The organism is Pseudoxanthomonas sp. GW2, from assembly GCF_000283075.1.
In the GTDB taxonomy this organism is placed as follows: domain Bacteria; phylum Pseudomonadota; class Gammaproteobacteria; order Xanthomonadales; family Xanthomonadaceae; genus Pseudoxanthomonas.
Window position 1 is genome coordinate 23,296 of sequence record NZ_ALIP01000152.1, and the last position, 21,214, is coordinate 44,509.

Genomic DNA, 21,214 nt, shown 5'->3' on the forward strand with positions numbered 1-21,214 from the left:
ACGGCAAAACCGCCTTGGCCCGGGCCTGCCCGGCTTCAGCGCGGTAGCGCGATTTCCTGGAAGCCGGTGACCCGGGTGTGCCCGTGCGCGGCATCCTCCAGCCGCGGCTCCGGGTAATCCTCCGGGCGATCCACCAGCACCGTGTGCAGGCCGGCGGCACGGGCCGCGTCCAGCTCCTCGACCACGTCGGACAGGAACAGGATCTCGCGCGGCGCCAGGCCGATCGCCTCGGCGATCCTGGCGTAGCTGGTGGCTTCGCGCTTGCCGCCGATCTCGGTGTCGAACCAGCCGGAGAACAGGCCGGTGAGGTCGCCGGCGTCGCTGTGGCCGAAGAACAGCTTCTGCGCCGGCACCGAGCCGGACGAGTACACGTACAGCGGCAGCTCCAGGTCGTGCCAGCGCTGCAGCGCCTGGGCCGCGTCGGGATAGATCGGCGCGGTGAAGTCGGCGTTGCGGTAGCCGGCCTCCCAGACCATGCCCTGCAGCGCCTTGAGCGCGGTGTGCTTGCGGTCCTGGTCGATCCAGCCCTGCAGCGTTTCCACGATCATCGCGTCCTGGCACAGGCCTCCGGCTTCAACCGCCACCGCGTCCAGCCAGCGCCGCACCTCCGGCTCGTGGCCATGCGTGGCGACGAAGCCGGGCAGGGCGCGGCGGGCGTACGGGAACAGCACGTCGCGCACGAACGAGATGCTGCTGGTGGTGCCTTCGATGTCGGTGACGATGGCGCGGGTCATTCGGGATCCTTGAAACGGAGCGCCCCTCGCGCGGGCGAGGGGCGGTGGGACGTGCCGGCGGACTTTCAGTGCACCTGCGGTTCGTAGCGCGGGAACCGCTGGGCGATGTCGGTGCCGGTGAAGTGGCCGACCCAGCCGTCCGGCTCGGTGAAGAAGCGGATGGCGACGAAGTTCGGCTGCGGGCCCATGTCGAACCAGTGGCGGGTGCCGTCCGGCACGGCGATCAGGTCGTCCTTCACGCACTCCACCTCGTAGACCTTGTCGTCCACGTGCAGGGTGAACAGGCCCGAGCCGGCGACGAAGAAGCGCACCTCGTCCTCCTTGTGGAAGTGCTCGTCGAGGAACTTCCTGCGCATCTCCTCGCGGTTGGGGTTGTCCGGGGCGATGCTGACCACGTCCACGGTCCTGAAGCCGCGCTCGGCCACCAGGCGGTCGATGTCGGCGCGGTAGGCCTCCATCACCTCCTCGGGGCTGGCGCCGGGTTCGATCGGCTTGGTCGCGTGCCAGCGCTCGAAGGTCACGCCGATGCGCGCCAGCTCGGCGGCGATGGCATTGCCGTCGGTGCTCTCGAACAGCGGCTGTTCGGGGCGGTTCTCTTCGAAGATGCGCAGTCGGCTCATGGGGGTCACCTTTTGCTCAAGCCGCGGGAAACCGCGTGGACCGGAAAGATTACCAGCTGTGCGCCGCGGCGCTCATGACACCCGGTTTCCAGGCGCGACGGGGACGGAATGAGGCTCAGGCGCCGAGCCGGCGCAGCTCCAGTTCGCAGCCGAGCAGGAACTCGAACGCTTCCAGGTGGCGGCGGGCGTCGGCCATGGTCCGGCCCCAGGCGTACAGGCCATGGCCGTCGATCAGGTAGCCCCACAGCGGCTGCCGGTCCAGGACCTCGTCCACCTGCGCCGCCAGGACGGTCATGTCCTGGGTATTGGCGAACACCGGGACCTCGATCGCGGTCTCGTGGGTGCTGTTGCCCTCGAACGCCTTGAGCAGCTCGTAGCCCTCCAGGCGGATCCGCCCCTGGCGCGCGTAAAGGCGCGAGGCCACGGTCTGGGTCAGGGAGTGGGTGTGCAGCACGCAGCCGACTTCCGGGAAGCGCCGGTACAGCCGGGTGTGCAGCAGGGTCTCGGCCGAGGGCCGCAGCTGGCGCCCGACCGCGCGGCCCTCCAGGTCCACGACCATGATGTCGTCCTCGGCCAGGCGGCCCTTGTCGCGGCCGGACACGGTGATGGCCGCATGCGCCTGGTCCAGGCGCTCGGAGAAGTTGCTGCTGGTGGCCGGGGTCCAGCCGCGCTGCGCCAGCTCGCGGATGTTGGCGATCAGGGATTGCGCCCGCTCGCGCAGCCGCGCCGGGTCGTAGGGGAGCTCGGTGGTGTTCATGCGCGAAGTCTAACGCGCGACCGCGCGCTACCGGCGGCCGAAGCCGCGATACGCGGCCCAGGCCAGGCCGGCGAACACCAAGCCGCCGACCAGGGTCTGCACCGGGGTGGAGTAGACCAGCAGGCCGCAGGCGAGCAGGGCGCCCATGCCCAGCATCCGTTCGCGCCGGGTGGGCGTGCGCCCGGGCGTGCCCAGCAGCAGGCTCAGGCCGGCGGCGGCGTAGGCCACCACCACCAGCACCACGACCATTTCGATCAGGATCTCGAACTGCCCGGAAACGGTCGGCGACAGGGTCAGGAAGGCCAGCAGGGTCATCGACAGGGCGATGATGCACAGCCCGTTGCGGGCCGAGCCGTTGGGCCGCAGGTGGCCGAACACCGCCGGCAGGAAACCGCGCTGCGCCGCGCGCGCGCCGGATTCGCCGCTCACCAGCATCCAGCCGCCGAGGGTGCCGGTGGCCTTCAGCGCGGCGGCCGCGGCGATCACCGGCACCGCCCACGGGCCGAACATCTCGCCGGCGACCATAGCGAACGGGGCGCTGGACTGGGCCAGCTGCGAGGCCGGCACGATGCCCATCATCAGCACCGAGGAGGTCAGGTACACCACGCCGGCGATGGCGATGCCGCCGAGCGTCGCGCGCGGCACGTTGCGGTCCGGGTCGTCGACCACGCCGGCGACCATCGCGCCGGTCTCCAGGCCGACGAAAGCCCAGAAGATCGGGGCCAGCGACTGCAGCACCACCGCGGTGTCCGAGGTGCCCGACACGTTCCAGGCGGTGCGGTACACCTCCGGGTCGAAGTACGCCCAGCCGGCGGTGAGGATCGCCGCCACCGGCAGCAGGCCCAGCACCACGCACATCGACTGGAAGCGCGCGATCGGCCGCGGGCCCATCAGGTTCAGGGCGAACATCAGCCAGATCAGCGCGACCTGCCCGGCCAGGCGCACCCCGGTGCTGTCCTCGATCGGCAACAGGATCACCAGGTAGCCGAACGCGGCCACGGCGATGGCGTTGTTGCCGATCCAGGAGGACACCCAGTACATGGTGGTCGCGAGGAACGAGGCGTCGCGGCCCAGCGAGGGGCGCACGTAGTCGTCCTGCGACTCCAGGTCCGGATGGTGGCGCGCCAGCCGGGCGAAGGCGCCGCCGAGCATCATCGCCAGCACCGTGCCCAGCAGCCAGCTCAACGCGGTCACGCCGCCGGACTTGGCCAGGGTGGCGGGCAACAGGAAGAAACCCGAGCCGATCATGTTGTTGGCAACCACGAAGGTCGCCAGCACCGGCCCGATCTTGCGGGGAACGCTTGCGCTCATGCGCCGATCCTGGAAAAGGAAACTGGAGCGGCCGGCACATGGCCGGCCGCGATCGGGAGGGGGATCAGCCGCGCTGGCGCAGCTTGCTGTGGCGGTAGCCGTAGCCGAAGTAGATCAGCTGCCCCAGCACCGTCCAGCCCACGAATACCTTCCAGTGCTCGGCGAACGACTGCCAGAACAGACCCAGGCAGGCGATGAAGCCCAGCGGGCAGATCAGCCAGAAGAACGGCACCCGGAACGGGCGCGGCAGGTCCGGGCGCCTGAAGCGCAGCACGAACACGCCCAGGCACACGGTGGCGAAGGCCAGCAGGGTGCCCATCGAAACCAGCTCGCCGAGCACGCTCAGCGGCATGAAGCCGGCCAGCAGGCAGGCGATCACGCCGACGATGACCGTGCCCACGTGCGGGGTCTGGTAGCGCGGGTGGACCTTGCCGAACAGGCGCGGCATCAGCCCGTCGCGCGACATCGAATAGAAGATGCGCGGCTGCGCCATCAGCATCACCAGGATCACCGAGGACAGGCCGGCGATGGCGCCGATCTCCACCGCGGTCTTGAGCCAGGTTACGTTGGCGGTGGGGTCGGCCTTGAGCACTTCCTCCAGCGCGGTGGCCACCGGCTTGGCGGTGTTGAGCAGCGAGTAGTGGGTCATGCCGGTCAGCACCGCGCACACGGCGATGTAGACCAGGGTGCAGATTGCCAGCGAGCCGAGGATGCCGATCGGCATGTCGCGCTGCGGGTTCTTCGCCTCGCCGGCGGCGGTGGAGACCGCGTCGAAGCCGATGTAGGCGAAGAACACGATGGTCGCGGCGCGGAACACGCCTTCCATGCCGAACTTGCCCGGCCCGGCGTTCTCGGGGACGAACGGGGTCCAGTTGCCCGGATCGATGTACTGGATGCCGAAGCCGAGGAAGGCCGCGATCACCGCGATCTTGATCGCCACCACGATCGCGTTGGCGAAGGCCGACTGGGTGATGCCGACGTAGCAAAGGGCGCTGACCGCGGCCACGATCAGGATCGCCGGCAGGTTGACGATGCCGGAGGTGGCCACGAACTCGGTGCCGTTCCAGGCCAGTGGCGCGGCGGCCAGCTCGGCGGGGAAGGGCAGGTGCAGGGTGGTGGTCAGGAAGCTGGTGAGGTAGCCGGACCAGCCCACGGCCACGGTGGCCGAGGCGAACAGGTACTCCAGCACCAGGCACCAGCCGATGAACCAGGCCACGCCCTCGCCGAGGGTGGCGTAGGCATAGGAATAGGCGCTGCCGGAGACCGGCATCATCGAGGCGAATTCGGCGTAGCACAGGCCGGCCATGGCGCAGGCGAAGCCGGCCAGGACGAAGCTGAGCATGATCGCCGGGCCGGCGTGGTTGGCCGCGGCCTGGCCGGTCAGCACGAAGATGCCGGCGCCGATCACCGCGCCCACGCCCAGCAGGATCAGCTGGCGGGCGGTGAGGGTGCGGCGCAGGGTTGCCTCGCCCTGGAGTGAGCCTTCCACCGGCTCGCCGGCATCCACGTGCGGTGCCGGTTCCATGGGCTTGGTGCTGAATAGACGGCTGGACATATGACGTTCCCCCTGGTGGCTTCGAGCGCCGGGTATGAAGAGCGGCCACCGGAGGCCACATGAGCGCCGTACCTTGCCAAATGCCCGGGTCGCTTGGCAATGCGGTGCCGCACTGCAGCAAGGCCCGTGCATAATCCGGGTGCCAATCCATGACGACGGGAACCACCATGGTGCAAGTGCAGGCATTGGCCGCCCAGCTGGCCGAATACCGCACGCGCGAGCCGATGCAGGCGGGACTGGCCGATGCCTTCCTGGCCCTGCTGGAGGATGCGGCTGACCCGTTCATCCGCCAGCGCCTGGAGGGGCATTTCACCGGCTCGGCCTGGGTGGTCAGCGCCGATGGCCAGCGCACCCTGCTGACCCACCACCGCAAGCTCGACCGCTGGCTGCAGCCGGGCGGCCATGCCGACGGCGAGCGCGACCTGGCGCAGGTGGCCTTGAAGGAAGCGGAGGAGGAAACCGGGGTGCCGGGCCTGCGCCTGGAGGACGGCCGCATCTTCGACCTGGACCGGCACTGGATCCCGGAGCGCGGCGAGGTCCCGGGACACTGGCATTACGACGTGCGTTACGTGGTGCGCGCCGGCGCGGACGAGCGTTTCGTGGTCAGCGCCGAATCCCACGCCTTGGCCTGGCGCCGGATCGACGAACTGGTGGACGACCCGCGCTGCGACCCCTCGATGCGGCGCATGGCCGCGCGCTGGCTGGCCGCGCGGGGTTGAGCGCCGGAAACGCGACGGGCCGGCGATGCCGGCCCGTCGCATGGCCAGGCGCAGGCCTGCGCCGGCTCAGTACAGGACGCGGGTGCGCAGGGTGCCCGGGATCGCGGCCAGTTCCTCGCGCAGCTGGCTGACCTTGGCCTCGTCGGCGGCCACGTCGATCACCACGTAGCCGACCTTGGGGTCGGTGCGCAGGAACTGGCCGTCGATGTTGACCGCGTGGCGGCTGAAGATCTCGTTGACCTTCGACAGCACGCCCGGCACGTTGCGGTGGATGTGCAGCAACCGCAGGCTGCCCTCGTGCTCGGGCAGGGTGACCTCGGGGAAGTTGACCGCGGACAGGGTGCTGCCGTTGTCGCTGTAGCGCACCAGCTTGGCCGCCACCTCCACGCCGATGTTCTCCTGCGCCTCCAGCGTGCTGCCGCCGATGTGCGGGGTCAGGATCACGTTGTCGAAGCGGGTCAGCGGCGAGACGAATGGTTCGCTGTTGCCCTTGGGCTCGACCGGGAACACGTCCACCGCCGCGCCGCCGACATGGCCCGATTCCAGCGCCGCGGCCAGCGCGTCGATGTCGACCACGGTGCCGCGCGAGGCGTTGATCAGGTGCGCGCCGCGCTTCATCGCCGCGATCTGGGCAGCGCCGATCATGTTCTTCGTCGCCGGGGTCTCCGGCACGTGCAGGGTGACCACGTCCGCGTGCGCCAGCAGGTCCTCCAGGCTTTGCGCGGCGCGCGCATTGCCCAGCGACAGCTTGGTCTCGATGTCGTGGAAGACCACGTTCATGCCCAGCGCCTCGGCGAGCACGCCGACCTGGGTGCCGATGTGGCCGTAGCCGACGATGCCCAGGGTCTTGCCGCGCACCTCGCGGCTGCCGGCGGCGGACTTGGACCAGCCGCCGCGGTGGCACTGCGCATTCTTCTGCGGGATGCCGCGCATCAGCATCACCGCCTCGGCCACCACCAGTTCGGCCACCGAGCGGGTGTTGGAGTAGGGCGCGTTGAACACCGGGATGCCGGCCAGCTCGGCGGTGTCCAGGTCGACCTGGTTGGTGCCGATGCAGAAACAGCCCACCGCGATCAGGCGCTTGGCATGGGCCAGCACGTCGGCGGTGAGCTGGGTGCGCGAGCGGATGCCGATGATGTGGGCCTCGGCGATGCGCGCCTTCAGCTCGTCCTCCGGCAGCGACTTGTCGTGGAACTCGATCTGGGTGTAGCCGGCGGCGCGGAAGGTCTCCACCGCGGTCTGGCTGACGCCCTCCAGCAGCAGCACGCGGATGTCCGATTTCGGGAAGGAGGTCTTCTTGGGCGACATGCGCGCGGCTTCCGGTTCGGGTGTGGCGGGAGCCGCCAACTATGCCAGAAGCGCCCCCTGTTTTCCGCGCCGCGTCATTGGCATTTGCCCGGTTTGCGCGCAACACCGCGTGCCCGTGGTGGTGGCAGTTGCACGCGTGCAAAGTTGCCGATGAAACAAGGGCTTGTCCGCGGCGGCGGGCCGCCGGGGCAGGGCGCGTCCCGCGCTGGACGCGACCGCCCCGGGGCTGGCACGCTTGCCGGCTCCCGCTCCGCCTTGCCCGCACCGTTCCCATGACCGATCCCCGCCTTGCCGACCTGCTCGCGTCGGTGCCCGACCTGCGCCTGAAGACCGACGCCGCCGACCTGGAGCACTACGGCCGCGACTGGACCCGTCGCTGGACCCCGGCGCCGCTGGCCATTGCCCTGCCGGGCACGGTGGAGGAAGTCCAGGCCATCGTGCGCTGGGCCAACCGCCACAGGGTGGCGATCGTGCCCTCCGGCGGCCGCACCGGCCTGTCCGGCGGCGCGGTGGCCGCCAACGGCGAGCTGGTGCTGAGCCTGGAGCGGATGAACAAGGTGCTGGAGTTCAACCGCGTCGACCGCACCCTGGCCGTGCAGGCCGGCATGCCGCTGGAGGCGGTGCACAACGCGGCGGCCGAGCACGGCCTCATCTATCCGGTGGACTTCGCCGCGCGCGGCTCGTGCTCGATCGGCGGCAACATCGCCACCAACGCCGGCGGCATCCGCGTGATCCGCTACGGCAATACCCGCGAATGGATCGCCGGCCTGACCGTGGTCACCGGTGCGGGCGAGGTGCTGCACCTCAACCGCGGCCTGGTGAAGAACTCCAGCGGCTACGACCTGCGCCAGCTGATGATCGGCTCGGAGGGCACCCTGGGCATCGTGGTGGAGGCCATCCTGCGCCTGACCGACCCGCCGCCGCCGACCAACGTGATGCTGCTGGCGCTGCCCTCGTTCGAGGTGCTGATGGACGTGTTCGCCGAGTTCCGCGGCCGCCTGCGCCTGGAGGCGTTCGAGTTCTTCACCGACCGCGCCCTGCGCCACGTGGTGGCCCACGGCGCGCAGAAGCCGCTGGAGGACGAGTACCCGTTCTACGTGGTCACCGAGTTCGCCAGCGACGACGAGGCCACCGAGGCCGCGGCCATGGCCGCGTTCGAGCACTGCATGGAGCAGGGCTGGGTGGCCGACGGCGTGATCAGCCAGTCCGAGGCCCAGGCCCAGCAGATCTGGCGCCTGCGCGAGGGCATCACCGAATCGGTGGCCAGGTACAAGCCGTACAAGAACGACGTTTCGGTGCGCATCTCCGCCATGCCGGCGTTCCTGGCGAAGACCCAGGCGCTGCTGGGGCAGGCCTATCCGCACTTCGACGTGGTCTGGTTCGGCCATATCGGCGACGGCAACCTGCACATCAACGTGCTCAAGCCGGACGATACCTCCGACGCCGACTTCGTCGGCCAGTGCGAGCACGTGACCAAGCTGCTGGCCCAGGCGCTGCAGGAATGCGGCGGCAGCATCTCCGCCGAGCACGGCATCGGCCTGGTCAAGAAGCCCTACCTGTCCAGCACCCGCAGCGAGGCCGAGATCGCGCTGATGCGCGGGATCAAGCAGGCGTTCGACCCCAACGGCATCCTCAACCCGGGCAAGCTGTTCGACGCCTGACCGGTTGCCGGCGGCAGGTGCAGGCGGGGCGGGCGGCAGGGTAGGCTTCACGTATTCCTGACCACGCCCGCCACCTGCCCATGAAGCATTCCTCCCTGACCCTCGCCGCCCTGCTGTTCGCCTGCGCCCTGCCGGCCCAGGCCTCGAGCTTCGCCGGCACCTCGGCCGGCGCCTCCTCCGCCGGTAGCTCGGCGTCCTCCGGCAGCACCTCCGGCGACGACAAGCTGGTCCAGGCCGCGCGCGAGGATGCCGCTGGCTTCGTCGCCAGCGAGGGCCGGGTGCGCAGCGCCCGCCTGGAGGCGGCCCTGCGCGTGCTGCGCGAGCGCGACGCCGCCGCGCGCCAGGCCAGCGACCTGGAGCTGGCGCGGAAGATCCTCGCCGCCGGATGATCCGCCCGCTGGCGCTGGCGGCCCTGCTGCTGGCCAGCGCCGCGGCCTCCGCGGCTCCGCGCTTCGAACTTCCCCCGGGCCTGGACCACGCCGACGCAGCGGCCACGCGCGAACTGCTTGACGCGGCCACGGCGCGGCTGCCACGGCCCTGGGCGTCCGCGCTGGAACGGCCGATCACGCTGGAATGGCGCGACGACCTGCCGCAGCAGGTGCACGGCCGTGCCCGCCACTGGCGCATCCTGCTGCAGCGGCGCCTGCTGGAGGACTGGAAGCGGCGCGCACAGGAACCCGCCGCCGCCAGGGCGGCGCTGGCCGCGCTGCTGCACGAACTGGCGCACCTGTACGACCGCACCGCCGCCGGCGGCCTGTCGCGCGATCCGCGCCTGCTCGACCTCGCCGGCTGGCAGCGCTCGGCGTTGCACCCGGGCCGGCGCGGCCGCAACGATTTCCGCGACCGCAGCCCCGACCCCTACGAACTGGCCTCCCCGCGCGAGTACGTGGCGGTCAACCTCGAGCATTACCTGCTGGACCCGGACTACGCCTGCCGGCGCCCGGCGCTGGCGGAGTATTTCGACCACCGGTTCGGCGAGGAACGCGGCGGCGGGAGCGACTGCGCCCATGGCCTGGCCTTCGTCCAGGACCCGGCCGCCGGCGCCGAGCCGCTGCGCCTGCTCGCGCCGGAACGCGTGTACGCGGTGGACTACCTGCTGGCCGGGGACGGCGATGGCCTCGCCAGCCGCTGGGGCCACGCCATGCTGCGCCTGGTGGTCTGCGCGCCCGGGCGCGAACCCGGGCCGGATTGCCGCCTGGACCTGCAGCACCACCTGGTGCTGTCCTTCCGCGCCTTCGTCGACGACCTGCAGATCTCCAGCTGGCGCGGCCTCACGGGTGGCTATCCCTCGCGCCTGTTCGCCCTGCCGCTGGAGCAGGTGGTGGACGAATACACCCGGGTGGAGCTGCGCGACCTGCATGCGATCCCGCTGGCGCTGTCGCCGCAGGAGGTGCAGGCGGTGGCCACGCGCGCGGCGCAGCTGCACTGGAGTTACGACGGCCGCTACCTGTTCCTCGGCAACAACTGCGCGGTGGAGACCTGGAAGCTGCTGCACGACGCGGTGCCACGGCTGGCGGCACTGCCGCTGCGCACCGTGTTCCCGAACGGGCTGGCGCGGCGCCTGCGCCGGCACGGCGTGGTCGACGTGCCGGCGGTGCCGGCCGATCCGGTGGAGCAGGTGCGCCTGGGCTTCCGCTTCGAGGCCGCCAGCACCCATTACCAGGCCATGTACGCGGTCGCCCGCGACGAACTGGGCCTGCAGGCGCGCGATGCCCGCGAATGGATCGCGCTGCCGCCGGCGCGGCGCCGGCCGGCGCTGGAACAGGCCGGGCTGAAGGGCGCGGCGGCGTTGCTGGTGCTGGAATCGGCCGCGCTGCGGCGCGAGGAGGCGCTGGCCCGTGACCAGCTCAAGCGCCGCTGGCTGGGCCGCATCGCTGCTGCCGATGCCGGCGTCGCCGGCGATGTGCGCCTGTTCCTGGAAGTGGGCGACGCCTTCAGCCGCCCGGCGGCATGGCTGCAGGGCGTGGACGGCTATGGCCTGCCGCAGCGGGAAGAGCGCGGGAGGCTGGAGGCCACCGCGGTCGCGTCGGCCGAAGGCCGCAGGACCGACGCACGGGCACTGGAAGCGAAGATCAGGGCGCTGCTGCCCGCCGCGCGGCGCGAGGCTCTGGAGGGCGCCGAGGCGAATGTCGCGCGGCTAGGTGAGCGGCTGCGGGAGCTGGCGGGCGCAGGCTCGTAGCCCGCATGAGGCCGCATCCGGGGTTGGCTGCGTCCCGGGGCAACCCGGATCCGTGGGGCGCGGCATCCCGAAAGCGCTCGGCTGCGGGCTACGCGAAGGCCGCCCGGTGAACACGGGACCCGTGTCCGCTCTTGCGAATCACCAATCCCGAATCCCGAATCCCGCCTTCCCGGCCGCGCCTGCGCGCGGCCGGGAAGGGCCCCTCAATCGGCCCGCCCGCCGAACTCGCCGGTGGTGGTGTTGACCAGGATCTTCTCGCCGTTGGCGATGTACTCCGGGACCATGATCTCGATCCCGGTGCTGAGCTTGGCCGGCTTCGGGCGCTTGGTCGCGGTGCCGCCCTTCAGTTCCGGCGGGGTCTCCACCACTTCCAGGACCACGTGCTGCGGCAGCTGCACGGCCACCGGCTGCTCGTCGATCACCTGCACGTAGCAGCCGGTCAGGCCCTCGGTGATGTAGCCGACCGCGTCGCCCAGCGCGTCCGGGTCGAGGGTGTAGGGGGTGTAGTCCTCGTCGTCGAGGAACACGAAGGCGTCGCCGTCCTTGTACGAGAAGCTGGCCTGGCGGCGCAGCAGCTCGACCTCGACCAGGTTGTCCTCGGCGTCGAAGCTGGCGTCCAGCTTGGTGCCGCCGGGCACCGAGTACATGATGAAGCGGTAGCGCACGTTGCCGCCGCGGCCCTGCGGCGAGCTGCGTTCGATGTCGCGGACCTGGTAGACCCCGTTGTTGTACTCGACGACGTTGCCCTTCTTGATTTCGCTGGCTTTCATTTGAAGTCCGGGATTCGGGATTCGGGATTGGGGATTCGATTGCAGTTCGGAACTCGGGACTGGACGATCGGTGCGGGGGCTGTCGTTTCTGCTCTGGCCAATCCCGCGTCTCGAATCCCCCAATCCCGGCTCTTACTTCGGCGCCAACCGTGTCGCGCCGTCGAGGCGGATGGTCTCGCCGTTGAGGTAGCGGGTGCGCAGGATGAAGGCCACGGTGTCGGCGAATTCGGCCGGCTGGCCCAGGCGCGCCGGGAACGGGATGGTCGCGGCCAGGGACTGCTGCACGCTTTCCGGCATGCCGTCGACCATCGGGGTCCAGAACACGCCCGGGGCGATGGTCATGACCCGGATGCCGAAGCGCGCCAGTTCGCGGGCCATCGGCAGGGTCATGCCGACCACGCCGCCCTTGGAGGCCGAGTACGCGGCCTGGCCGATCTGGCCCTCGTAGGCGGCGACCGAGGCGGTGTTGACGATCACGCCGCGCTCGCCGTCCTCGCCCGGTTCGTTGTGCTGCATCAGCGCCGCCGCGGCCTTGGCCACGTTGAAGCTGCCGACCAGGTTGACCATCACCGTGCGGGTGAAGCCGTCCAGCGGCATCGGGCCTTCCTTGCCCAGCACGCGGCCGGCGCCGAGGATGCCGGCGCAGTTGACCGCCACGTTGAGCCCGCCGAGGAACTCGCGCGCGGCTTCCAGGGTGGCGGCCACGCCGGCCTCGTCGCTGACGTCGGCGCGGAAGTAGCGCGCGTTGCCGGCACCCAGCGCCGCAACCGCGGCCGCGCCCTTGTCGTCGTTGACGTCGAGCAGGGCGACCTTGCCGCCATCGGCGACGATGCGCTGGGCCACGGCCAGGCCGAGGCCGGAGACGCCGCCGGTGACGACGGCGCGGACGTGATCGGCTTGCATGCGGGACTCCGAAGCAGGGCAGGGGCGGCATTGTAGGGGCTGGCTGGCCCCCGGTGCAGCCGGGGGCGCACGTGCCGCACCGCGACGCGGCCGCGTCCGGGCACGGGCACGGCGCCGCTTGCGCGCCTGCGTGGGCCGGGCGCAGCCGCGGCCCGCTGCGGTTACTCCGGGTCGTAGTCCAGGTTGGAGGCCAGCCAGCGCTCCACCTGGGCCTTGTCCACGCCCTTGCGCCGGGCGTAGTCGGCCACCTGGTCCTTGCCGACCCGGCCGACCACGAAGTACTGGCTGCCCGGGTGGCTGAAGTAGTAACCGGACACCGCCGCGGTGGGCAGCATGGCGAAGCTCTCGGTCAGCGCCATGCCGGCATTGCCCGGCGCGTCCAGCAGGCGGAACAGGGTGGCCTTCTCGCTGTGGTCCGGGCAGGCCGGATAGCCCGGGGCCGGGCGGATGCCGCGGTAGCGTTCGGCGATCAGCGCTTCGTTGTCCAGCGCCTCGTCCGCCGCGTAGCCCCAGAATTCGGTGCGCACGCGCTGGTGCAGGCGCTCGGCCAGGGCCTCGGCCAGGCGGTCGGCCAGCGACTTGAGCAGGATTGCGTTGTAGTCGTCGTGCGCGGCCTCGAAGCGGGCCACGTGCGCGTCGATGCCGATGCCGGCGGTCACCGCGAAGGCGCCGATCCAGTCCTGCACGCCGCTGCCGGCCGGGGCGATGAAGTCGGCCAGGCAGAAGTCCGGGCGGTCGGCCGGCTTGTCCACCTGCTGCCGCAGGAAATGCAGGGTGGCCGGGCCATCGGCGTGCTGCAGCACCACGTCGTCGCCATGGCTGGCGGCCGGCCACAGCCCGTAGACCGCGCGCGCGGCCAGCCACTTCTCCGCCACGATGCGCGCAAGCATCGCCTGGGCGTCGCGGAACAACTCGCTCGCCTGGGGGCCGACCACCGGGTCCTGCAGGATTGCCGGGTACTTGCCGGCAAGCTCCCAGGCCTGGAAGAACGGGGTCCAGTCGAGGCAGGGCAGCAGGTCTTCCAGCGGCCAGTCGAAGGCGTGCACGCCGGGGCGGTTCGGCGCCGGCGGCGCGTAGCTGCCCCAGCCGCCGTCGAAACGCTGGCCGCGCGCCTTCTCCAGGGATACCAGGCGCTTGGCGTCGCCGCGGTTGGCATGGCGGGCGCGGATCTCGGCGTAGTCGGCCTCGTTGGCGGCCACGAACGGGCCGCGCAGTTCCGGCGAGATCAGCGACTGGGCCACGCCCACCGCGCGCGATGCATCCTTCACCCAGACCACCGGGGCCTGGTAGTGCGGGTCGATCTTCAGCGCGGTGTGCGCGCGCGAGGTGGTGGCGCCGCCGATCATCAGCGGGGTGGCGAAGCCCTGGCGCTGCAGCTCGCGCGCCACGTGGCCCATCTCCTCCAGCGAGGGCGTGATCAGGCCGGACAGGCCGATCAGGTCGGCGTTGGCCTCGCGCGCCGCGTCGAGGATCTTCTGCGCCGGCACCATCACCCCCAGGTCGATCACCTCGAAGTTGTTGCAGGCCAGGACCACGCCGACGATGTTCTTGCCGATGTCGTGCACGTCGCCCTTGACCGTGGCCATGACGATGCGGCCGTTGGGCTTGCCGGCGTCGCCGGTGCGCGCCTTCTCCGCCTCGATGAAGGGCAGCAGGCAGGCCACCGCCTTCTTCATGACCCGCGCGGACTTGACCACCTGCGGCAGGAACATCTTGCCGGCGCCGAACAGGTCGCCGACCACGTTCATGCCGTCCATCAGCGGGCCTTCGATCACGTCCAGCGGGCGCGCGGCCTGCTGGCGGGCCTCCTCGGTGTCCTCGTCGACGAAGGCATCGATGCCGTGGACCAGGGCATGGGCCAGGCGTTCGTTGACCGGCTTCTGCCGCCAGGCCAGGTCCTCGACCTTCTTCTCGCCCTTCCTGCCCTTGTAGCGCTCGGCGATCTCCAGCAGGCGCTCGGTGGCGTCGCGGCGGCGGTTGAGGACCACGTCCTCGACCCGCTCGCGCAGCTCCGGGTCCAGGTCGTCGTACACCGGCAGCGCGCCGGCGTTGACGATGCCCATGTCCATGCCGGCCCTGATCGCGTGGTACAGGAACACCGAGTGGATCGCGCCGCGCACGGTCTCGTTGCCGCGGAAGGAGAACGACACGTTGGACACGCCGCCTGACACGTGGCAGTGCGGCAGGGTCTGGCGGATGATGCGGGTGGCCTCGATGAAGTCCACCGCGTAGTTGTCGTGCTCCTCGATGCCGGTGGCGATCGCGAAGATGTTGGGGTCGAAGATGATGTCCTCGGGCGGGAACCCGACCTCGTCCACCAGGATGCGGTAGGCGCGGGTGCAGATCTCCACCTTGCGCGCGCAGGTGTCGGCCTGGCCCTGTTCGTCGAAGGCCATCACCACCACCGCTGCGCCGTAGCGCAGCACCTTGCGGGCGTGCTCGACGAACACGTCCTTGCCTTCCTTGAGCGAGATCGAATTGACCACGCCCTTGCCCTGCAGGCACTTCAGGCCGGCCTCGATCACGCTCCACTTCGAGCTGTCGACCATCACCGGGATGCGGGCGATGTCCGGCTCGGCGGCGATCAGGTTGAGGAACCTGGTCATCGCCTTCTCCGAATCGATCAGGCCCTCGTCCATGTTCACGTCGAGGATCTGCGCGCCGTTCTCCACCTGCTGGCGCGCGACTTCCACCGCCTCGGCGTAGCGCTCCTCCTTGATCAGCTTGCGGAACTGCGCGCTGCCGGTGACGTTGGTGCGCTCGCCGATGTTGACGAACAGCAGCTCCGGGGTGATGACCAGCGGTTCCAGGCCGGACAGGCGGGGATGGCGGGGGGCGGTGCTCATGCGGCCTGCTCCAGGGCGGCGGCGGGAACACGCGGCGCCACCCCACGCACGGCCTCGGCGATCGCACGGATATGGTCCGGGGTGGTGCCGCAACAGCCGCCGACCAGGTTGAGCAGCCCGGCCTCGGCGAATTCGCGCAGGGTCGCGGCCATCTCTTCCGGTGTCTCGTCGTAGCCGCCGAAGGCGTTGGGCAGGCCGGCATTGGGATGGGCGCTGACGTAGTACGGCGAGACCTGGGCCAGGGCCTCGATGTGCGGGCGCAGGTCCCGCGCGCCCAGTGCGCAGTTCAGGCCGATCGACAGCGGCCGCGCATGGGCCAGCGAGGTGTGGAAGGCCTCCGCGGTCTGCCCGGACAGGGTGCGCCCGGAAGCGTCGGTGATGGTGCCGGAGATCATCACCGGCAGGCGCGCGCCGCGGGCCTCGAACACCTCCTCGATCGCGAACAGCGCGGCCTTGGCGTTGAGCGTGTCGAAGATGGTCTCGACCATCAGCGTGTCGGCGCCGCCGTCGACCAGGCCCTCGACCGCCTCGCGGTAGGTCGCGCGCAGCTCGTCGAAGCTGGTGTTGCGGAAGCCGGGGTCGTTGACGTCCGGGCTGATCGAGGCGGTGCGGCTGGTCGGGCCGAGCACGCCGATCACGAAGCGCGGCTTGCCCGGGGTGGCGGCCTCCACCGCGTCGCAGGCCTTGCGCGCCAGCGCGGCGCCGGCGCGGTTGAGCTCGTACACCAGGTGCTCGAGGTGGTAGTCGGCCTGGCTGATCGCGGTGGCGTTGAAGGTGTTGGTCTCCACCAGGTCGGCGCCTGCCTCCAGGTAGGCGCGGTGGATGCCCTCGATCACCTCCGGCCGGGTCAGCAGCAGCAGGTCGTTGTTGCCCTTCAGGTCGTGGCCGCAATGCGGGCCGTGGCCCTCGTGCTGGGGGTGGTGCTGGCGGTCGTAGCCCTCGGCGAAGCGCTCGCCGCGGTAGTCGGCCTCGTCCAGGCCGTGGCGCTGGATCATGGTGCCCATGGCGCCGTCGATCACCAGGATGCGTTCGCGCAGGGCCTGTTCGAGCAGGGCGACGCGTTCGGGATGGAGCCAGGGGAGGGAGCGGGACATGGTCGGCCTCAGGGCTTGTGCGCGATCAGCGAGATCACCTCGAAATGCGGGGGGCGACGTTCGCGGGTCACCGTCTCCAGGCTGGTGACCACCAGCCCGGATTTCTCGGCGAACCGGCGCAGTTCCTTGGCGGTGAAACCGAGGTTGACGTGGCCGTAGGTCTCGACCACCGCCTTGTGTTCGTGGCGCGCCAGGCTGGTCAGCAGCAGGCGGCCACCCTTGCGCAGCACGCGCGCGGCTTCGGCCACCGCCACCGCAGGGCGGTCGGCATAGGTGAGGGCGTGCATCAGCACCACCAGGTCGAAGCTGGCCGGATCGAAGGGCAGGGCGTGCATGTCACCCTCGCGCACCTCGACGTTCTCCAGCCGGCGCAGGCGTTCGCTGGCGGCGGCCACCACCCGCGCGCTGGTGTCCACGCACACGTAGCGGCGCGAGTGCGGCGCCAGCAGCTCCGCCAGCACGCCGTCGCCGGAGGCGATGTCCAGCACGTCGCCGGTGTGCAGCAGCGGCAGCGCGCTGCGCGCCAGGGCCTCCCAGGTGCGGCCGGGGGAGTAGTGGCGCTCCATGTCGCCGGCCACGCTGTCGGCCCAGTTCTGGTCGGCCGCGCGCGCCGCCAGCACCGCCGGCAGGCGTTCGGCGTCCTGGCGCAGCAGCGGATCGTCGCTGCCGGTGCTCAGGGCCTGCCACAATGCGCGCTGCGCCGGGTCCAGCGAGGCATGGTCGAAACGGTAGTAGGCCGACACGCCGGCGCGGCGGTCGCGCACCAGGCCGGCTTCCTTGAGCCTGGCCAGGTGGGTGGACACGCGCGGCTGCGCCAGGCGGGTAATGGCGGAAAGCTCGGCCACCGTGAGTTCTTCCAGTTCCAGCAAGGCCAGCAGGCGTACCCGGGTGGCGTCGGCGAAGACCTTCAGCCGGGTCGACCAGTCCTCCAGATCCATTGAATATCTTCCTATCGCGATATAGCGATATTGTCGGCTCCGGGCCGACGCCGGTCAACCGCATACGCCAGCGAATGGCGCAGTGGTTACAATCGCGACAGACATAGACCGGAGGGGTCCCCGTGGATTTCAGCTTCACCGAAGAACAACTGATGCTGCAGGACGTGGCGCGCCGCATTGCCCAGGAAGTGATCGCGCCGAGCGCCGAGCATTTCGACCGCACCGGCGAGTTCCCGCTGGAGAACATCCGCCTGCTCGGCGAGAACGGCCTGATGGGCATCGAGGTGCCGGCCGAGTACGGCGGCGCCGGCATGGACCCGGTGGCCTACGCGCTGGCCATGATCGAGATCGCCGCCGGTGACGCCGCGCATTCGACGATCATGTCGGTGAACAACTCGCTGTTCTGCACCGGCATCCTCAAGAACGGCAACGAGGAGCAGAAGCAGAAGTACGTGCGCGCCATCGCCGAGGGCCGCGAGATCGGCGCCTTCGCCCTGACCGAGCCGCAGTCCGGCTCCGATGCCTCGAACATGCGCTGCCGCGCCGTGCGCCAGGCCGATGGCACCTACGTCATCAACGGCAAGAAGAGCTGGATCACCTCCGGCCCGGTCGCCCGCTACATCATCCTGTTCGCGGTCACCGATCCGGAAAAGGGCGCGCGCGGCATCACCGCGTTCATGGTCGACACCAGCCGCGAGGGCTTCCACCGCGGCAAGACCGAGCCGAAGCTGGGCATCCGCGCCTCGGCCACCTGCGAGATCGAGTTCGCCGACTACGTGGCGCGCCCGGAGGAAGTGGTGGGCGAGGAAGGCCAGGGCTTCAAGATCGCCATGAGCGTGCTGGATGCCGGCCGCATCGGCATCGCCTCGCAGGCCATCGGCATCGCCCGCGCCGCGTACGAGAAGACCATCGAGTACGTGAAGGAGCGCAAGGCCTTCGGCTCGCCGATCGGCGCCTTCCAGATGACCCAGGCCAAGATCGCCGACATGAAGTGCAAGCTGGACTCGGCGTTGCTGCTGACCCTGCGCGCGGCGTGGCTGAAGAGCCAGGGCAAGCCGTTCTCGGCCGAGGCCTCGATGGCCAAGCTGGTCGCCTCCGAGGCGGCGATGTGGATCACCCACCAGGCGGTGCAGATCCACGGTGGCATGGGCTACTCCAAGGAGATGCCGCTGGAGCGGTACTTCCGCGACGCCAAGATCACCGAGATCTACGAGGGCACCTCGGAGATCCAGCGCCTGGTCATCGCGCGCAGCGAGACCGGCCTGCGCTGATCCACGGCCAGCGAGGCGACACCCCAGGGGGGCCGGGCAACCGGCCCCTTTTGCTTTGCATGGATGGCCGGCGTGCTTCCGCGCGGCGTCCGGATCGCTTCAAATGGCAGGCCGAGGGGCAGGAAGGACGATGGGGCAGCCCGACGCAAACGCAGCAGCACCGCGCCGTACCGGGCGCGTACTGGCGTGCCTGCGCTGGGGCCTGGCCGCCGTGCTCGTCGCCCTGCTGCTGCTGGACCTGCTCTTCCCGCCGCCGCTGCCCGGCGCGGCCGGCGTCGCCACCGTGGTCACCGCCGCCGACGGCACGCCGCTGCGCGCCTTCGCCGACCGCGACGGCATCTGGCGCCATCCGGCCACGCCGGAGTCGGTCTCGCCGCTGTACCTGGAGGCGCTGCTGACCTACGAGGACCGCTGGTTCCGCTACCACCCCGGGATCAATCCGGTGGCGCTGGCGCGCGCCGCCTGGCAGTGGCTGCGCAGCGGCCGCATCGTCTCCGGCGGCTCGACCTTGAGCATGCAGGTGGCGCGCATCCTCGACGGCCACGACACCCGTAGCGGCCTGGGCAAGCTGCGGCAGATGGCGCGCGCGCTGCAGCTGGAGGCGCGCCTGTCCAAGGACCAGATCCTGCGGATCTACCTGGAGCGGGCGCCGTTCGGCGGCACCATCGAGGGCGTGGAGGCGGCCAGCTGGGCCTACCTGGGCAAGCCGGCCGCGGCGCTGTCGCCGGCCGAGGCGGCGCTGCTGGCGGTGTTGCCGCAGGCACCCAGCCGGCTGCGCCCGGACCGCCACCCGGAAGCCGCGCGCGCGGCGCGCGACAAGGTCCTGGAGCGGATGCAGGCGCTGGGGCGCTGGACCCCGCAGCAGGTGGAGGACGCCAGGATCGAGCCGGTGGTGGCGCGCTCGCTGCGGGTGCCGCAGCACGCGGCCCTGCTGGCGCAGCGCCTGCGCCAGCAGCATCCGCGTGCGCACCGCCTGGCCACCACGGTGGACGCCAACCTGCAGCGTGCCCTGGAGGAGCGCGTCGTCGCCTGGCTGGCGGCGCTGCCGCCGCGCACCTCCGCCGCCGTGCTGGTGGTGGACAACGCCAGCCTCAGGGCCCTGGCCTACGTCGGCTCGGCCGGGCTGGGCGATGCCGAGCGCCTGGGCCACGTCGACATGGTCCGCGCCTGGCGCTCGCCCGGTTCCACGCTCAAGCCGTTCCTGTACGGCATGGCCCTGGACGATGGCCTGATCCATTCGGAGAGCCTGCTGGTGGACGCGCCGCAGGACTTCGCCGGCTACCGCCCGGGCAACTTCGGCGAGGCCTTCAATGGCCCGGTCGGCGCGGCCGCGGCGCTGCGCCTGTCGCTCAACGTGCCGGCGGTGGACCTGCTGGACCGGGTCGGTCCGGCGCGCTTTGCCGCGCGCCTGGAGCACGCCGGGCTGCCGCTGCGCTTCCCGCGCGGCAGCCGGCCCGGGTTGCCGCTGATCCTCGGCGGCACCTCGGCGCGGCTGGAGGACCTGGTCGGCGCCTACGCCGCCCTGCAGCGCGGCGGCGTGGCCGGGCAGGTGCGCTACCGCGAGGAGGATCCATTGCTGCAGCGCCGCCTGCTCTCGCCCGGCGCGGCCTGGATCGTGCGCGAGGTGCTGCAGGCGGCGCCGCGCCCGGGCCATGCCAGCGGCGCGTTCGGCTCGCGCACCCCGCCGGTGGCGTGGAAGACCGGCACCAGCTACGGCTTCCGCGACGCCTGGGCGATCGGTGGCACCCGCCGCTATACCGTGGGGGTGTGGGTGGGGCGGCCGGACGGAACGCCGCTGCCGGGCCAGTACGGGGCGGTGACCGCGCTGCCGTTGCTGCTGGACACCCTCGACGGCTTGCCGCACCAGCCCGGCGACGCCGACCCGCTGCCACGCCCGGACACGGTGGCCGCGGTGGAGGTGTGCTGGCCGCTGGGCCTGGCCGCGGCCGAGACCCCCGGGCCGCTGTGCCAGCGCCGGCTGCGCGCCTGGACCCTGGACGGAGCGGTGCCGCCGACCTTCCCCGAGCGCGGGGCACGGCTGTGGAGCCCGGGCCGCGAGCGCTTCCTGGTCGACGCACGCAGCGGCCAGCGCCTGTCGGCCAGTTGCCGGCTGCCGCACGTGGCCCGCGAGGCCGAGATCGCACGCTGGCCGGCGCTGCTCTCGCCCTGGCTCAGCGCGGCCCAGCGCCGGGCCTCGGCGCTGCCGCCGCTGGCGCCGGACTGCGCCGACGACGGCCGCGAGGCGGTCGCGGGCCTGCACGTGGAAGGCATCGCCGACCGCGCCACCCTGGCCCCCGCGCCGGGCGGCGGCGGCCGCCTGGAGCTGCAGCTGCGCGCGCTCGGCACCGAGGCGCCGGTGCAGTGGCTGCTGGACGGACGCTGGATCGGGCGCAGCGGGGGCGGGCGCCCGTTCGCCTACGACTTCGCCCGCGCCGGCGCGGGCACGCACGTGCTTTCGGCCCTGGCCGACAACGGCGCCTGGGCGCAGGTGCGGTTCCGCATCGCGGGGCTGGAGGACGGGCGCGCGCCCGCCGCGGCGCAGTAGCGG

17 protein-coding genes are annotated in these 21,214 nt (G+C 71.3%); 6 read left to right on the plus strand and 11 right to left on the minus strand.

Going from position 1 to position 21,214, the window contains the following annotated elements:
- Positions 1-35 precede the first annotated feature (35 nt).
- From mtnC to B351_RS0114315, 5 genes are all read right to left on the minus strand, one after another.
- Complete coding sequence (gene mtnC, locus B351_RS0114295) at positions 36-734, minus strand: acireductone synthase (protein ID WP_019399718.1); 699 nt, start codon at positions 732-734, stop codon at positions 36-38.
- A gap of 65 nt (positions 735-799) precedes the next feature.
- Positions 800-1,354 (minus strand): acireductone dioxygenase, encoded by a 555-nt coding sequence (locus B351_RS0114300; RefSeq protein ID WP_019399719.1) that lies wholly within the window; start codon positions 1,352-1,354, stop codon positions 800-802.
- Between the two features lie 115 nt (positions 1,355-1,469).
- Positions 1,470-2,111, minus strand: a complete 642-nt coding sequence (locus B351_RS0114305) for a methylthioribulose 1-phosphate dehydratase (RefSeq protein ID WP_019399720.1) — start codon at positions 2,109-2,111, stop codon at positions 1,470-1,472.
- Between the two features lie 27 nt (positions 2,112-2,138).
- Positions 2,139-3,422 carry an amino acid permease gene (locus B351_RS16920; protein WP_019399721.1) on the minus strand — a complete coding sequence of 428 codons (1,284 nt, stop codon included), beginning with the start codon at positions 3,420-3,422 and terminating at the stop codon, positions 2,139-2,141.
- A 64-nt stretch (positions 3,423-3,486) separates the two neighbouring features.
- Positions 3,487-4,977 carry an amino acid permease gene (locus B351_RS0114315; protein WP_026010748.1) on the minus strand — a complete coding sequence of 497 codons (1,491 nt, stop codon included), beginning with the start codon at positions 4,975-4,977 and terminating at the stop codon, positions 3,487-3,489.
- Between the two features lie 167 nt (positions 4,978-5,144).
- Between B351_RS0114315 and B351_RS0114320 the strand changes: the two genes are divergently transcribed.
- Positions 5,145-5,696: an NUDIX hydrolase gene (locus B351_RS0114320; RefSeq protein WP_019399723.1), complete on the plus strand. Its 552-nt coding sequence runs from the start codon at positions 5,145-5,147 to the stop codon at positions 5,694-5,696.
- A 66-nt stretch (positions 5,697-5,762) separates the two neighbouring features.
- Here the strand turns inward: B351_RS0114320 and serA are convergent, their stop codons facing one another.
- Entirely contained in the window at positions 5,763-7,004 is a 1,242-nt protein-coding gene (serA, locus tag B351_RS0114325) for a phosphoglycerate dehydrogenase (protein WP_019399724.1), read from the minus strand.
- A gap of 272 nt (positions 7,005-7,276) precedes the next feature.
- Between serA and B351_RS0114330 the strand changes: the two genes are divergently transcribed.
- The 3 genes from B351_RS0114330 to B351_RS0114340 all read left to right on the plus strand — a co-directional run bounded on the left by B351_RS0114330 (position 7,277) and on the right by B351_RS0114340 (position 10,844).
- Positions 7,277-8,665, plus strand: coding sequence for an FAD-binding oxidoreductase (locus B351_RS0114330; RefSeq protein WP_019399725.1), 1,389 nt, complete (start codon positions 7,277-7,279; stop codon positions 8,663-8,665).
- A gap of 80 nt (positions 8,666-8,745) precedes the next feature.
- Entirely contained in the window at positions 8,746-9,054 is a 309-nt protein-coding gene (locus B351_RS0114335; protein ID WP_019399726.1) for a DUF2388 domain-containing protein, read from the plus strand.
- Positions 9,051-10,844: a DUF4105 domain-containing protein gene (locus B351_RS0114340; RefSeq protein WP_019399727.1), complete on the plus strand. Its 1,794-nt coding sequence runs from the start codon at positions 9,051-9,053 to the stop codon at positions 10,842-10,844. Before B351_RS0114335 ends, B351_RS0114340 begins: the two co-directional genes overlap by 4 nt.
- A gap of 203 nt (positions 10,845-11,047) precedes the next feature.
- Here B351_RS0114340 and yeiP read toward each other — a convergent pair whose 3' ends face one another.
- The 5 genes from yeiP to B351_RS0114365 form a co-directional block, all read right to left on the minus strand.
- On the minus strand, positions 11,048-11,614 hold the full coding sequence (yeiP, locus tag B351_RS0114345) for an elongation factor P-like protein YeiP (protein WP_019399728.1): 567 nt from the start codon (positions 11,612-11,614) through the stop codon (positions 11,048-11,050).
- A 132-nt stretch (positions 11,615-11,746) separates the two neighbouring features.
- Entirely contained in the window at positions 11,747-12,517 is a 771-nt protein-coding gene (locus B351_RS0114350; protein WP_019399729.1) for an SDR family NAD(P)-dependent oxidoreductase, read from the minus strand.
- A gap of 161 nt (positions 12,518-12,678) precedes the next feature.
- Positions 12,679-15,363, minus strand: a complete 2,685-nt coding sequence (gene metH / locus B351_RS0114355; protein ID WP_019399730.1) for a methionine synthase — start codon at positions 15,361-15,363, stop codon at positions 12,679-12,681.
- Positions 15,360-16,457, minus strand: a complete 1,098-nt coding sequence (locus tag B351_RS0114360) for a homocysteine S-methyltransferase family protein (RefSeq protein WP_019399731.1) — start codon at positions 16,455-16,457, stop codon at positions 15,360-15,362. The genes metH and B351_RS0114360 overlap by 4 nt, the downstream gene beginning before the upstream one ends.
- A gap of 8 nt (positions 16,458-16,465) precedes the next feature.
- Positions 16,466-17,395 carry a metalloregulator ArsR/SmtB family transcription factor gene (locus B351_RS0114365; protein WP_019399732.1) on the minus strand — a complete coding sequence of 310 codons (930 nt, stop codon included), beginning with the start codon at positions 17,393-17,395 and terminating at the stop codon, positions 16,466-16,468.
- 122 nt (positions 17,396-17,517) lie between these two features.
- On the opposite strand from B351_RS0114365, the gene B351_RS0114370 reads away from it, so the two are divergent.
- Positions 17,518-18,666 carry an acyl-CoA dehydrogenase family protein gene (locus B351_RS0114370; protein ID WP_019399733.1) on the plus strand — a complete coding sequence of 383 codons (1,149 nt, stop codon included), beginning with the start codon at positions 17,518-17,520 and terminating at the stop codon, positions 18,664-18,666.
- A gap of 130 nt (positions 18,667-18,796) precedes the next feature.
- Complete coding sequence (gene pbpC, locus B351_RS0114375) at positions 18,797-21,211, plus strand: penicillin-binding protein 1C (protein WP_019399734.1); 2,415 nt, start codon at positions 18,797-18,799, stop codon at positions 21,209-21,211.
- Positions 21,212-21,214: the final 3 nt, after the last annotated feature.